15 protein-coding genes and 1 pseudogene are annotated in these 13,030 nt (G+C 51.5%); 11 read left to right on the top strand and 5 right to left on the bottom strand.

Features of this window, described 5'->3' with window-relative positions; genetic code table 11:
- Nucleotides 1–103 precede the first annotated feature (103 nt).
- Entirely contained in the window at nt 104–226 is a 123-nt protein-coding gene (locus K3T82_RS49240) for a hypothetical protein (protein WP_268886681.1), read from the top strand.
- A 509-nt stretch (nt 227–735) separates the two neighbouring features.
- Here the strand turns inward: K3T82_RS49240 and K3T82_RS27520 are convergent.
- The 3 genes from K3T82_RS27520 to K3T82_RS27510 all read right to left on the bottom strand — a co-directional run bounded on the left by K3T82_RS27520 (nt 736) and on the right by K3T82_RS27510 (nt 1,861).
- Complete coding sequence (locus K3T82_RS27520) at nt 736–906, bottom strand: hypothetical protein (protein WP_220196757.1); 171 nt, start codon at nt 904–906, stop codon at nt 736–738.
- A 9-nt stretch (nt 907–915) separates the two neighbouring features.
- Nucleotides 916–1,116: a hypothetical protein gene (locus K3T82_RS27515; RefSeq protein WP_220196756.1), complete on the bottom strand. Its 201-nt coding sequence runs from the start codon at nt 1,114–1,116 to the stop codon at nt 916–918.
- A 418-nt stretch (nt 1,117–1,534) separates the two neighbouring features.
- The gene (locus K3T82_RS27510) at nt 1,535–1,861 is read right to left on the bottom strand and encodes a helix-turn-helix domain-containing protein (RefSeq protein WP_220196755.1); all 327 of its coding nucleotides are present in this window, start codon (nt 1,859–1,861) and stop codon (nt 1,535–1,537) included.
- A gap of 854 nt (nt 1,862–2,715) precedes the next feature.
- Here K3T82_RS27510 and K3T82_RS49235 point away from each other — a divergent pair.
- The 6 genes from K3T82_RS49235 (at nt 2,716) to K3T82_RS27485 (ending at nt 8,703) form a co-directional block, all read left to right on the top strand.
- Nucleotides 2,716–2,850, top strand: coding sequence for a hypothetical protein (locus tag K3T82_RS49235; RefSeq protein WP_268886680.1), 135 nt, complete (start codon nt 2,716–2,718; stop codon nt 2,848–2,850).
- A 107-nt stretch (nt 2,851–2,957) separates the two neighbouring features.
- Complete coding sequence (locus K3T82_RS27505; protein WP_220196754.1) at nt 2,958–3,173, top strand: hypothetical protein; 216 nt, start codon at nt 2,958–2,960, stop codon at nt 3,171–3,173.
- Nucleotides 3,174–3,331: 158 nt separating this feature from the next.
- Nucleotides 3,332–5,122 carry a reverse transcriptase domain-containing protein gene (locus tag K3T82_RS27500; protein ID WP_220197481.1) on the top strand — a complete coding sequence of 597 codons (1,791 nt, stop codon included), beginning with the start codon at nt 3,332–3,334 and terminating at the stop codon, nt 5,120–5,122.
- Between the two features lie 55 nt (nt 5,123–5,177).
- Nucleotides 5,178–6,392 (top strand): RNA-guided endonuclease InsQ/TnpB family protein, encoded by a 1,215-nt coding sequence (locus K3T82_RS27495; RefSeq protein ID WP_220196753.1) that lies wholly within the window; start codon nt 5,178–5,180, stop codon nt 6,390–6,392.
- 154 nt (nt 6,393–6,546) lie between these two features.
- Complete coding sequence (locus tag K3T82_RS27490; RefSeq protein WP_220196752.1) at nt 6,547–7,329, top strand: alpha/beta hydrolase; 783 nt, start codon at nt 6,547–6,549, stop codon at nt 7,327–7,329.
- 256 nt (nt 7,330–7,585) lie between these two features.
- Nucleotides 7,586–8,703 (top strand): IS630 family transposase gene (locus K3T82_RS27485; protein ID WP_220196751.1). Its coding sequence is split into 2 segments (ribosomal slippage): nt 7,586–8,561 and nt 8,561–8,703, totalling 1,119 coding nucleotides; the frame shifts between segments, so codons are not numbered across the junction.
- A gap of 15 nt (nt 8,704–8,718) precedes the next feature.
- Here the strand turns inward: K3T82_RS27485 and K3T82_RS27480 are convergent.
- Nucleotides 8,719–9,534, bottom strand: a pseudogene (locus K3T82_RS27480) (IS5 family transposase).
- Nucleotides 9,535–10,136: 602 nt separating this feature from the next.
- Complete coding sequence (locus K3T82_RS27475; protein WP_220196750.1) at nt 10,137–10,568, bottom strand: hypothetical protein; 432 nt, start codon at nt 10,566–10,568, stop codon at nt 10,137–10,139.
- Here K3T82_RS27475 and K3T82_RS27470 point away from each other — a divergent pair.
- The 4 genes from K3T82_RS27470 to K3T82_RS27455 all read left to right on the top strand — a co-directional run bounded on the left by K3T82_RS27470 (nt 10,567) and on the right by K3T82_RS27455 (nt 13,027).
- Nucleotides 10,567–10,941 (top strand): transposase, encoded by a 375-nt coding sequence (locus K3T82_RS27470; protein WP_220196749.1) that lies wholly within the window; start codon nt 10,567–10,569, stop codon nt 10,939–10,941. The two genes, K3T82_RS27475 and K3T82_RS27470, sit on opposite strands and share 2 nt — an antisense overlap.
- Complete coding sequence (locus K3T82_RS27465) at nt 10,907–12,232, top strand: transposase (RefSeq protein ID WP_220196748.1); 1,326 nt, start codon at nt 10,907–10,909, stop codon at nt 12,230–12,232. The genes K3T82_RS27470 and K3T82_RS27465 overlap by 35 nt, the downstream gene beginning before the upstream one ends.
- A gap of 212 nt (nt 12,233–12,444) precedes the next feature.
- Nucleotides 12,445–12,747 (top strand): TetR/AcrR family transcriptional regulator, encoded by a 303-nt coding sequence (locus K3T82_RS27460; RefSeq protein WP_220196747.1) that lies wholly within the window; start codon nt 12,445–12,447, stop codon nt 12,745–12,747.
- A complete protein-coding gene (locus K3T82_RS27455) occupies nt 12,731–13,027 on the top strand; it encodes a hypothetical protein (protein ID WP_220196746.1) in 297 nt (98 codons plus the stop codon). Before K3T82_RS27460 ends, K3T82_RS27455 begins: the two co-directional genes overlap by 17 nt.
- The last annotated feature ends 3 nt before the right edge of the window (nt 13,028–13,030 follow it).

Genomic DNA, 13,030 nt, shown 5'->3' with positions numbered 1-13,030 from the left:
GTGCATAGTCAGCCTAGTAGCAGAAACCCGGAAACCTAGCCACACCCAAGATAGTAACTCCTAAATAGCTATGTATGTGAGTTCTCCTTATGAAAGTCTTCACTTGACCCTAAGTGCGTGGGCTGTCAGCGTACGCGTCTTCGCCGCACCGCACCGCATGCTCTCGCTCCATCCCGCGCACAGCCCCCTCTTCCCTTTCGGGCAGGTTAACGTCTATCGGATGTAACCCTCCCCTCCACCTTCACCGCCCCTCTTGCTTGTCAAGACACCTCAAAGATACTCGCCTTGACAAACGAGTCACATCCTGGGAGATTCTTTTATGACCGGAAGATAAAAGAGGGGATTACCAGCAACATCACCGCGTTTCAACGATCAGTTTTCCGCTTGCTCACGTACAAGGGAAAACACTTCTTTGCGTTTCATGAACTCTTCTCAATTGGGTCAACTCCAGTTTGCATAGGCTCCAGCATGCCAATGGGCGCTTGCTTTTTCAAGCTCTCCCGACTTTTTTACCAACTCGTGTGGCTCTACTGGGAAACTGTCCCTCCAATATGCCCAAATACTATTGTTTTTTGGATCTATACATACTATTCTCTTTTTAGAACCATTTACCTCTGTTTAGGTTTGATTCGCCTGGAGGTACGCATTCACACCTAGCAGCCGTAGGCGCGGGGGCGAAGCGAATGAATCCGAGTGCGTGATCCTCATCGCAAACGCACTTCGTTCCACCCCAACTCACAGAGGAACTCTGCCATGGGCAACGCCGAGATCGTCCCGTCCGGAAATGGGGACTTCCAGCAACTCCCGTCCGGAACCGGAGCAACTTCGATACGCCTCACGCGTCAGGAAACGCAGGAGATCGCCGACGCGATCGCGAGGACGACCCACAAGGAGGTGTCCGTTCACGTCCGCGCCTCAGGAGGTGGCACCACTCTCCAGGCCTTCGGTGAGGGTGTCACCAGCCAGGTGGTCCAGAGCGCCATCGATGCGTACATGCGGCAGTCGGGCAGTGGGAAGTGAGCCGCTGACGCTCTCCTCCTCGCTCTGAGGAACAACTGAAGATTGGGCAAGGAACACACAATCGAATGGGTGGGCCAGCGTCATTCGCTCGTCCACCCGTTCGGCAGGTTCTTAACTTCAGATAGGGGCCTGGGATTTTGCTGTTTTTAGCAAGGGAGAGAGAAAGCTTCTACATGTCATGAGGGATTGCTCCAAGTGCAAGGCAGTTCTAGAGACGTTTGCGATATGAGGAGACTTTGAAAAAAACGTTTGTGAAATTGTTAGACCTTTTAGCAGATCGTAGACTCTTTGGGAGGCTTTTCCTCTTCCCGCTTCATATGAGGCACCTCTTCGGTGAGCGATGGGAAGAAGGAAGAGACAAGTGAGTCAGGGTGAGAAGGACGAAGATGCGCAGGTTCACCTCTCCATCCCTCTCGCCATACGCCCCTAGTGCGTGATCCTTAACAGCTCTGCCAGGTCTTTTGTCAGTCTTTCTAGGTCCCTGGCAACTTCGGGTCGCATCAGATGACTAAATTTACAACACACCATATCTCTCATTCATAGGCTCGTCATATACATATGAGAAGCGGTGCTGAACGATGCTTTTTGTTGTGTGGCATAAGTGGCGATACAACCATGATCCGTTCGCACAATGATCACGAGGGAAAACCACTCTTCTAAAGCGGGTCAACTTCACTAAGACGTGGTTTCGCCCCTTTGGCAATACTCCGTCACAGCCTTTTTGGGCTCCTTCTTCTCTGCCTCGCTTGATCCATTGGCTCACGGCTCCCTTTGTGACTCCTAACGCGTTCGCGATCTCCTTCTGTTTCCATCCTTGTTGCCACAGATCCCAGGCTCTCATTCGACGCCATTCTTGCGGGTGTCTGAAATAGTTGTAGGCAATCAAGCACATCGCACAGACAAGGCGATAAAAGGTTCCCATTCTATTGAAACCAGTAGTGTATAAAGGTAAAATTGCACTGAGGTCTCAGATACTCATTACCTACAACTACCATTTAAGAAGCAAAGATAGGAAATTCCAGCTAAACATGGTGCATTTGCAAATCTATTGGAATAGGGGCAAGAGTTGAATCACAACTCAATTTAAATGTCGGTTCTTATATGTGGGAGCTAGTGTTCTTCTTCTGTTCCCTGGGACTATTAAGTGGATTAGCTAGTACTCTGTCAGAAAGATAGCTTTAGGTACGCTTTCGCCTTCGGAAAGGCTAATGGTCAGTCGAAGACAGCCTTGAACCGTGCCATTTCGCCGTCGACGTGAAGCAAGAAAAGTTCGGTGGACTTCGCTTGGCTGGTTACCTGAGAGTCAAAGCAAGGCCTTCGATTTTTTCGTAAGCCGCGAACCATTCCTCGTCAGCGCCTTTGCCTTCGAGCAATTTAAGCTCCTGGTCAAACAAAGGCTTATAAGGTTCGAACGCCAGAGTAGATTGGAAACGGCAGCGATACCAAGGCCAGTCGTAAAATTGAATGTTGCTCAAAATAGCGAGCAATATGTCCCATTGAAGAGGATCTCAGTAGATCTATCTACTAATGGCATCAAGAGTATTGAAACCAATCTTTGAATATATAGTGAATTCTTGATCATCACTGACTAATATGCTATGATTTGCGCATGAAACGCAGCCTGCGCCCAGCTCTCTGGGCAACGGCATGCTCAACACGCAACCGAGCGGATTGTGCAGAAATTGGAGGCTGACCATGCACCTGGTTGAGAAGCACATCATTGCTCGAAGTGATCCACGCTCTCGGCTCATTGATCGTGCCTGTTTTGCCGCGAAGAATCTCTATAATGCCGCCCTGTGCGCCGTGTCACACGGCGAAGTATCCTGTTGAGACAACAGAGTAACTGAAAGAAACGTTACTGAGGCACCCAATCTACCTGAAAGGGAAACCCGGAGGGGAAAGCAGCATATTGGGAAAGCGGATAAAGTTCAGAGGCGTTGCGAACTGAAGAGCCGCAAGCCCCGCGCCATATGGCCAGAGCTACACTGCCCAAAATCCAGTCCGAGACTATGGGGACCGTTGACCTGCTGGAAAAACGCCTGACTACAACCAGTTCCATCGTATGCATACCTAGAGAGCGCTGTGGTAAGCAACCTTTCTACGATGGTGGTGCGTCTCGACGAGAGGCGATAACGGACGAACGGATGGCCTAAGTGGTGCTCATGTACTTCGTTGATGGAACACGGGATTGCCTACGGCACGAGAGTGCTATGGCAACGGAACGCTCATAGTAGTCAGAGGACGGGAAAGCCGTCCACACGGCGAAGGAGCGTAGGTGGTTTCGATTGAAAAGAAAGTCAAGGTACGCGAGATGCGAGATGCTGAGACTGTCCTCTCAATCATCCGAGAACGCGGCAAGAAAGGATTGCCACTCGAACGGGTCTATCGGCACCTATTCAACCCAGAGCTATATATCCTGGCCTACTCCCGAATCTACTCCAATGAAGGAGCCATGACAAAAGGAGTAACATCGGAAACTGCGGATGGGATGTCGCTAGCAAAAATTCATACCATCATAGAAGCTTTGCGATATGAACGATATGAATGGAAGCCAGCAAGAAGGACATATATACTGAAGAAAAACGGTAAGAAGCGTCCTTTAGGTATCCCAACCTGGTCTGACAAGCTGGTACAAGAAGTGCTCAGGTTGATCCTGGAAGCATATTTTGAGCCACGGTTCAGCCCACAATCCCATGGTTTCCGACCGGAACGCGGATGTCACACAGCGCTGTCAGAAATACAGCACGAGTGGACAGGAGTACGATGGTTTCTCGAAGGAGATATCGCTCAGTATTTCGACACAATGGATCACGGGATACTCGTTGAGATCCTGAGCGAAACAATCCACGATGGCCGATTCATCCAGCTCATCAGCAAGCTCCTGAAAGCTGGATACCTAGAAGAATGGCACTGGAATGCCACTCTAAGCGGTTGCCCGCAAGGAGGGGTTATCTCTCCCATACTCAGTAATCTCTACCTGAATAAGTTTGATAACTGGGTAGAAACGGTGCTCATCCCACAATACACGAAGGGTGAAAAGCGCAAGCTCAATTCATCATGGCAGCAAACATGCAATCAACTCTACAAGTTAAGAAAACAAGGGCAACGAGATCAAGTCAAAGAAGTGGTAAAACGACAACGAAGTCTTCCATCGAGAGATCCCAGAGACCCTAATTACAGACGATTGCGCTATGTTCGCTATGCAGATGACACACTCTTCGGATTCATTGGCCCAAAAGAGGAAGCAGAAGAAATCAAACGACAGATCAAAGAGTGGTTACAAGCCAACCTCAAACTGGAACTGTCCGAAGAAAAGACGCTGATTACCAATGCAACGCAGCAGTCAGCGCGGTTTCTTGGCTATGAAATCATAAACCAGCAAGGCGATAACCAAATCACCAGAGGAAAGCGAGCGGTGAATGGTAGAGTTGGGCTACGAGTTCCTCGTGATCTCATAGAAAAGAAATGCGTTGCCTACATGCAACAGGGAAAGATTATCCATCGAGCCGAGAAAATGGAAGAAAGCGACTTTGCTATCATCTATCAATACCAACAGGTATACAGAGGGATTGTCCAATACTATCTGTTGGCCTACGATGTGAGCAAACTAGGGTATCTCCACTGGGTCATGCGAATATCACTCATGAAGACCCTGGCTGCCAAATACAAAGTAAGTATGAAGGCAATCATTGCAAAGTATCAATCCAGTGTGCAAACACTGGAGGGAAAAACGCTTCGCTGTCTTGCAACGACGCTTGAACGAGAAGGAAAAACCCCGCTTGTAGCCAGATTCGGCGGCATTTCCCTAAAAAGGCAACCAGCAGCAATCCTGAATGATCATCCCCCCTTTCCAGCTTATGGGAGCACAGAACTTGTGAAAAGGTTTAGGGCAACCACTTGTGAACTCTGCGGATCAAGAGAGTACACAGAAGTCCATCATATCCGTAAACTCGCAGATCTGGAAAACAAGGGAGGAAGAGAAACACCGCGATGGAAAAGACGGATGGCAGCAATGCGCCGTAAAACCCTCGTGGTATGCCGTACCTGTCATCACGAAATCCATGCAGGAAAGTATGACAAATCTATCGGAACAAACCGCTAGAGAGCCGTGTGCATGGAAACATGCCAGCACGGTTTGGAGAGGGGCGATTGGAAGCGTGCCAACAAAAGGTAACGCGCTGGTCGCCTACTCTACCTATGAGATCAGGCACCATTTCATCTTCACGGGCAAGCACCTCAACTATCGTGCGATGGATCGCAGGATGCAGAAGCATGAGGTGTACCGCGCTCTGCCAACCAAAGTGTCTCAGCAGGTCCTCAGGCTTGTAGACAAGAACTGGACCTCCTTCTTTGCGGCACTGCGAGCCTATAAAGAGGATCCATCCAGGTTCAAGGGTCGCCCGAAGCTGCCAGGCTACAAAGACAAGCAACGAGGGAGGAATGTGCTTGTCTATAGCATCCAGGCGCTCTCACGACCTGCACTCAGGAAGGGCATCATCAAGCCATCGCAGCTTGGGATAGAGGTGCGCACCAGATGCAGAACGGTTGATCAGGTTCGCATCGTGCCCAAGGGGAGCGGAGACTCTGTCGTGGAAGTCGTCTATGCTCAAACAGAAGCGCAGACACAGACAGATCCCTCGCTTGTTGGAGCAATCGACCTTGGTGTGAACAATCTGGTGGCGCTAACATCAAACAAAAGGGGCTTCGTGCCTCGACTTGTCAACGGGCGACCACTCAAGAGTGTCAACCAACGCTATAACAAGCATGCGACCGCACTTCGGAAGAAGATGAGTCGCAATCATCACACCTCACGCGAACTCGAACGTGTTTCAGCGAAGCGAACCAGACGCCTTGATCACTCTATGCATACCATTTCCAGATGCATCATTGACCTGCTGGTGGCTGAAGGGATAGGCACCCTGGTCATCGGGAACAATCCTGAGTGGAAGCAAGAAGCCTCTCTGGGCAAGAAGAACAACCAGCATTTTGTGCAGTTGCCACATGCCAGATTGGTTAGTATGCTCACCTATAAGGCGGAACTGGTTGGAATGCAGGTGATCGTGCAAGAAGAAAGTTACACGAGTAAGGCAAGTTTTCTGGACCTGGATCCCATTCCCGTCATTGGCACAAAAGAGAAGCCCGTTTTCAGTGGAAGACGGATCTCACGCGGGCTCTACAAGGCAAAGAGTGGGAGAACGTTCAATGCGGATGTGAATGGTAGCTATAACATCTTGCGCAAAGCACTCCCAGATGCGTTTCGCAATGGGATAAAGGATGTGAAGGAGACGCTGGTCGCATTACCACCGTCTTTGGTAGTGCATCCTGTGAGGATCGTCGTTCCCCTCCGAACCCAAAAGTCTAGCATTCGCTAGACTTTTGGAACTATAATCACCAGTGACCTCAGAGCAACTGAGGCTATCTTCCGCAATAGTTTTTGCCGAGAACTCTGGCGTAGCTCCTGCGGGCATATCAAAGGAGCCAAGACCAGCAGAATCTCGGCGGCATGATAAACTTAAGGAGGCATATATGAGTGAACGGTATCCACGGGCAGCCTTGTTTGGCACAGAGGAGCGAACGCTCTTCTCTACTATCCGTGGTCGGGAATATCACCTGTCCGTCGCTCTTCCGGACAGCTACAAGACATCTACACAGGCGTATCCCGTGATTTATGTGTTAGACGGTGATTACAACTTTGGTGTGGCGGCTGGGTTGACGCGCTTTAGCAATTGGTTCAGGAAAGTACCTGAGCTTATCATTGTCGGCATTGGCTATGACATGGAAACCTCTGATGAATTCGCTGCGTTACGAGACCTTGATTTCGATATTCCCGGGGTACCCGGCGCCTCTAGCGAGAGTGTGTCGCACCTCTTTTTAGATGCCCTTACGCAGGAGATGATCCCTTTTATTAATGCAAACTATCGCACCATTCCCTCGGATCGCTGCCTGCAAGGCTATTCGTCGGGTGGCTTCTTTGTGCTCTATGCGTTGTTCCGGCAGCCGGATGCCTTTCAGCGCTATATCTCCGGCAGCGCGATTCTGAAATCCACCTACGATTATTGGATTCACCACGACGCGCAATTGGCTGCGCGCAATGGCAGCAATCCGATTCAGCTTTACCTTTCCGTAGGTGAGTTGGAGGAGGATGACATTCCGAACTTTCGGCGATTTGTTACCTTCTTAGAGCAAGGCAACTATCCTGGTTTGACGGTTAGCAGCGAAATCTATGCCGGTGAAGGTCACGGTTCCGAGGGGATTGCGCTTACCTACCTGCATGGAATCGCCATGGTGTACCCACAAGTTGAACGATAGCAGCTTGATGTAGAATCAGTTTGTTAAGCGAAAGGGGCTGCCGTCCAAAGGCAGCCTCCTTGTATAACCGAAGAAGATACTGCTTCACCTCGTCATAGATACCCATTCCCTGGCCCCTAATGACTCCGATAGAGCCTCGGTAAGTAGAAATTTTGAGCAGTCTTGCTCGCTCACAAACTCTTCCCTAACGTGTAATGCCAAGATATGCTTCCACTGTACCCATTATACAGCCAAACCAGGGAAGGAACGTGTATTAATGCCCAAGAAGTATGTCGTGCATTTGAGCGGTGAAGAACGAGAACAGTTAGAAAATATCGTGAGTAAAGGCGGAGCAAATGTTCGTCAAATTCGACGCGCTCATACGCTCTTGCTGAGCGATGCAGGCAAGACAGATGAGGAGATTGCGAATTTATTGCATATCACGACCGTGACAGTTGCGGAAACGAGAAAGTACTGGTGTGCCGACCGCCTCAGCCGAAATTTGGTAGACCGGCCCAAACCTGGACGCAAGCGCAAAATGGACGGTAAGCAAGAGGCGTTCTTGGTTGCTCTGGCTTGCAGCGATGCTCCCGAAGGACGAGAACACTGGCCGTTGCGGATGCTGCCGGATAAGTTGTTGGAGTTAGGCGTCATTGATGCGCCGGTGTCCTACGAGACGGTGCGTGACCGATTGCAAAAAAACGAACTCAAACCATGGCTGAAGCAGCAATGGTGTATCCCGACTGGCGGCGCCGATTTTGTATGGCGCATGGAAGATGTCTTGGATTTATATGCTGAGCCGTTCAAACCGTGTTTGCCGGTTGTCTGCTTTGATGAGCGTCCCTGTATTCTCCGGGCAGATACCCGCCCGAGCTTACCGATGAAACCAGGGCGGCGCACCCGGCAGGATTACGAGTATGAACGTCGTGGAACCTGCAATTTGTTCATGTTCTTTCAGCCACTGGCAGGTTGGCGGCAAACCATAGTAACCGCTCAACGTCGAAAAGAGGACTTTGCCGAATGTATGCGGGAGTTAGTGAATGTTCACTTCCCCTATGCCGAAAAAATTCGTGTGGTATTGGACAACCTAAATACCCGCTCACCATCCTCACTCTATGAAGCCTTCGAGCCAGCCGAAGCGCGGCGCATCCTCAATAAGCTGGAGCTTCACTTTACGCCCAAACATGGCTCTTGGCTCAATATGGTCGAAATTGAACTTCCCGTCCTGGTCAACCAGTGCCTAAAGCAGCGTATCCCGACAGATACACACTACAGCGCGAAAGTACCGCTTGGGAGACTATCCGGAATGCTCAGAAAGCAACAGTTAACTGGCGTTTTGGCGTAACTGATGCTCGTGTCAAATTGGAACGTCTGTACCCGAAAATACAATCTTGACAGAGTACTAAGAGCTTATCCGAAAACCGCAATCTTCGCAAAGAGCAATTGCGCGCAAACCAGATGAAGAAAGGCGAGAGAGTTTTCCGCCTTTTTCTCCCACCGTATCAGGATCCGACGAGAGCGGTTGAGCCAGGCATGGGTTCGTTCCACCACCCAACGACGAGCGCGATAACCTGGGAGAATCTCTTTCTCCAGACGCTCCTGCCCTCAGCTACGCACGTGCGGCCAATAATGACGAGCAACACGTTCTTTATAGACCGGGGTTGAGTCATAGGCAGCATCTAAACACAATTGCTCCAATCGCTCTCCGTCGGGTTCTGGTCGCTGGATGAGCACTCCATCCAGGGTAGCGCTGAGCAGTTTGACATCATGGCGATTGGCCCCATCGATCACCAGTGCCAGAGGGATCCCTGCCCCGTCAGTCAACACGCTTCGCTTTGTCCCCAATTTGCCGCGATCGGTGGGATTTGGACCAGTCGCGGTGCCGCCAAAAGGGGATTTGTTCATCGCTGCGTCCATCGCTTGCCACTCCCACTGGATGCCCACCAGCTCATCGTAGGTTGCCAGTCCATCTTGCCACAATGCCTTGAACAGCCCCGCTTGCTCCCATTGTTGAAAGCGATCGTGAATGGTGGAACTGGCTCCCAATTCCCGTGGCAAGGCATTCCATTGGATGCCGGTGCGCAAAACGTAGACGATGGCCTCGAAGGCTTGGCGATCAGGCAGGCGCGGACGGCCTCCTTTGGCATGCGAGGGGGCTGGAGGAAAAAAGGGAGCAACATGCTCCCACAATGCATCGCTGACCTCCCATGGGCGTGTCCTTGCCATCTGCCTCTCCTTGATTCGTTTTTGCCTGGTATTCTATCACATGGTTTTCGGATAAGCTCTTAGCAACTTCAGGTGACATCAGATGAGACAGCCTTCCCAGTCGAAGTGAAAGCGGAGGTGATCGTGGAGAAGATCTAGGGTGGCGCAACGCTGATGGGTGAGGACACACAAAGGGCATATCACGCAACGGCGCGTGATATGCCCTTTGTCCGATCTCATGGAGGATATCCGATGAGTGGGCATCTTCCAGGATGTCTGGGTATGAATCTTGGAATGCCTCATGCAGCTTGTGAGAAAAAAATTTTGAAACGTTGTGGGCCAGGTGCGTAAGAGGCAGGGCAGCGCGTGAGCTGCGGCTGCTTCCCCTGGTGCGTGTAATGTTTCGGTAGGAGGTGGAGCAACCCGGAAGCAGATCTGCGTCAAGGAATGCGTCGGTGTGTTCGTTCTCTGATCCTCTTGTATGCTCGCACAGGCGTTAGAAGCCCTGGGGGTGGAAGTGAAGGGTGGAGAAGTCGTTGGGAGGCCGAGGCTGATGGTGTATGTATGTGCGTCTTCGCGCCAGCGAGAGCGGACGTAGGGTCCCAGCTTCACGGTAGAGAAGATCACCTCGTGATACTGGCGCGGGAGGTTGGTGGGTGGGTCCCCTGGAGGAGGAGAGAGACGACCTCGGCAGGGAGGGCCTGGGCATCAGGGATGGGTCGCCCCCGCTTACGCTGGTGAGCCCGCTCTATAACTGTTTGCTTACGGGCGTCGTGATATAGGCGATAGTTGGAAAGTAAGGGGTAGGAGATGAGGATAGCAATTCTTTGATGCATCTGGTATGATAGGTGCGAACAAACAGTGACAGTCATGCCTTTAGCATGGTAACCCACAAGATGGATATGGGTTGCTGTGCTTTTTTTGTTGGTAGAAAGTACATGGTAGAGCCCCAGTAAGATATTGTTGGCGAATTGTCTGAGCGTGATGGGAAGGAAATATGAGATACTGAACAAGAACGAGAAGCGAAGCGTTGAGACAACCAGGAGGGAATCCATGTCCATGCATCCCCAGCCAATTCCAGCTCTCCCCGAAGAAACCGTCCGTGTTGCGCATGCCGTCCTGCCCAAGGGCAACGTCTGGTTGCGGATGCGAGATGAGCTAGGAACACTTTACGAGGATACCGATTTTCAGGATCTCTTCCCCAGCCGCGGACAACCAGCCCAAGCCCCATGGCGCCTTGCCCTGGTCACGCTCATGCAATATGCAGAGGGTCTCACGGATCGGCAAGCCGCTGACGCTGTGCGCACCCGCATTGATTGGAAGTATGTGCTCAGCCTGGAATTGACCGATAGCGGTTTTGATTTCTCCGTTCTTTCTGAATGCGCGAGGACGGTTGCTCGCTCATGGTGCAGAACGCCGCCTGTTTGATCGCCTGTTGGATCTGTGCCGTGGGCGGGGGTGGCTCAAGACACGAGGCAAGCAACGGACCGATTCGACGCATGTGCTGGCTGCGATTCGCACGCTCCGCCGCTTGGAATGCGTTGGGGAGACCATGCGTCACACGCTCAATGTGCTTTCCCAGGTCGCGCCAACGTGGCTGTTGGAGCACATGGACCCGCAGTGGGCACAACGCTATGAGAAACGCTTCAGCGATTTTCGCCTGCCTAAAGACGAGAAGAAACGAGTGGAGCTGGCAGAAACAATTGGGGCCGATGGTCGTCAGCTCTTGGAGATGGTTTACGCGCAAAGCCATATGCCCTGGTTCGGGGAACTTGACGCCATTGAAACACTGCGACGGGTGTGGCTTCAGCACTTTCATGCCCATGAAGACCAGACGCCCTGGCGAGCGGACAAAGAACTGCCTCCCTCTGCTTTACTGATCACATCTCCTTATGACGTGGAGGCACGCTACAGCCGTAAGAAAAGCACGGCCTGGAACGGGTACAAAGTGCATTTTACTGAGACCTGTGAAGCCGATGCTCCCCATCTGATCGTCGAGGTCACATCCACCAGCGCGACCAGGGCCGATGGGGACATCATTGGGGAACTGCATTCTCGCCTCGATGAGCAGCAACTGCTTCCAGATCAACACTTGATGGATATGGGCTATGTCGATGCCGAGGTGCTCGCAGAGAGCCACAGACGCTATCATGTGGACATTGTTGGACCTGTCATGCCTGATACATCATGGGCCTCAAAAGAAGCAGGGCGTTTTGATCAGAGCCAATTTCTTCTTGATTGGCAAGCCAAACAGGCGGTGTGTCCTGCAGGACACACCAGCCGTGACTGGGGGCACATTCCTGATCGACATGGAAAGCCCAGTCTTCGTGTGCGGTTTCCTCTTTCGCGGTGTCGCTGCTGTCCTCTGCATGATCAATGCACGCCAGTGGCCGCGAAAGTGCTGATTTTGCGTCCAGATGAGGCAAGCTACACCGCGTTACGAGAGGCACGTCAACGCCAGGAAACAAAAGCGTTTCGGACACTGTATGCAACACGGGCTGGGATTGAAGGGACGGTTGCGCAAGCGGTCCGCACCTGTGAGATGCGACAGGCACGTTATCTTGGGAGCAAGAAATTGAGACTTCAGGCTTTTTTCACGGCGACCGCTATGAATGTCCTTCGTGCGATTGAATGGCAGAAAGGCCAGCGACCTGCTTCAACACCCGTTTCTCGTTTTGCCAAGCTGGTTGCTTCTGCCAAGCCTGCGGTGGCTGCCTAGCTTTTGCCAATTCGCCAACAATATCAGTAACTGGTGAAAAGGTCAGAGAGGGTTGAAAAATAAGGGTCCATTGGCATGCTTGAAGTTGATGAAAACAAACACAGAGAGCATGGAATTTACTCCACTTGACACGGGAATACTTTCCTTGTTATACTAAACAAAATATCAGAAATTGTTTAATGTGTTCAGCAAAAGATGACAGAAGGAAGTCAATGCCCAACAATGACGAACGCCAAGAGCAAATTTTCCGCGCGGCAGCAGCGGTCATTATCCGCCAGGGATATGACAAAACCACGATGAGCGATATCGCCGATGAAGGAGGCGTGAGTCGAGGGACGGTCTACCTCTACTTCAAGGGAAAGGAAGAACCCTTCGATGCCCTCCTGTCCTGGGAATGGACGCAATACGTCCAGACCTGGTTAGATGCTGTAGAGTCCGACTCGCGCGGTGGGACTATGGGAGGGTTCGACCAGGCGATCTTTCATGCCGTGAACAGCCGTGCGCCAGGATCTTGACCTGGAGATCACGGCGCACCTGCTCGGAGTGCTGCCGTACGGGCAGGTGACGATCGCAGAATTTCAATCACCTGATCGGTTTTCTCCCTTTCCTGTGGTCATGGAGGCGCTGGCCACTCTGCTCAATCGCTGGCTGTTGCCAGAAGATGGAGGCAACAGTGAGGCGGGCAAGCAGATTTTTTGCCAGATCTTTGCTGCCGCGAAGGAACGGCTTCTTGAAATGAGGCGCTCCTCTGGACAGGCAGAAGACGTACAAAAGGGAGAGGAAAAATGGAACTGATTA

It is taken from the genome of Ktedonospora formicarum (assembly GCF_016587355.1).
Taxonomy (GTDB): Bacteria; Chloroflexota; Ktedonobacteria; order Ktedonobacterales; family Ktedonobacteraceae; genus Ktedonobacter; species Ktedonobacter formicarum.
This window is presented reverse-complemented; position numbering and strand designations above follow the sequence as displayed.

What these genes read in the sequence shown, in the direction of transcription:
- K3T82_RS27510 (WP_220196755.1), bottom strand. Translation starts at nt 1,861, where the DNA reads ATGAGAGCCTGGGATCTGTGGCAACAAGGATGGAAACAGAAGGAGATC.
- K3T82_RS49235 (WP_268886680.1), top strand. Translation starts at nt 2,716, where the DNA reads ATGCACCTGGTTGAGAAGCACATCATTGCTCGAAGTGATCCACGCTCT.
- K3T82_RS27500 (WP_220197481.1), top strand. Translation starts at nt 3,332, where the DNA reads ATGCGAGATGCTGAGACTGTCCTCTCAATCATCCGAGAACGCGGCAAG.
- K3T82_RS27490 (WP_220196752.1), top strand. Translation starts at nt 6,547, where the DNA reads ATGAGTGAACGGTATCCACGGGCAGCCTTGTTTGGCACAGAGGAGCGA.
- K3T82_RS27470 (WP_220196749.1), top strand. Translation starts at nt 10,567, where the DNA reads ATGTCCATGCATCCCCAGCCAATTCCAGCTCTCCCCGAAGAAACCGTC.
- K3T82_RS27475 (WP_220196750.1), bottom strand. Translation starts at nt 10,568, where the DNA reads ATGGATTCCCTCCTGGTTGTCTCAACGCTTCGCTTCTCGTTCTTGTTC.
- K3T82_RS27460 (WP_220196747.1), top strand. Translation starts at nt 12,445, where the DNA reads ATGCCCAACAATGACGAACGCCAAGAGCAAATTTTCCGCGCGGCAGCA.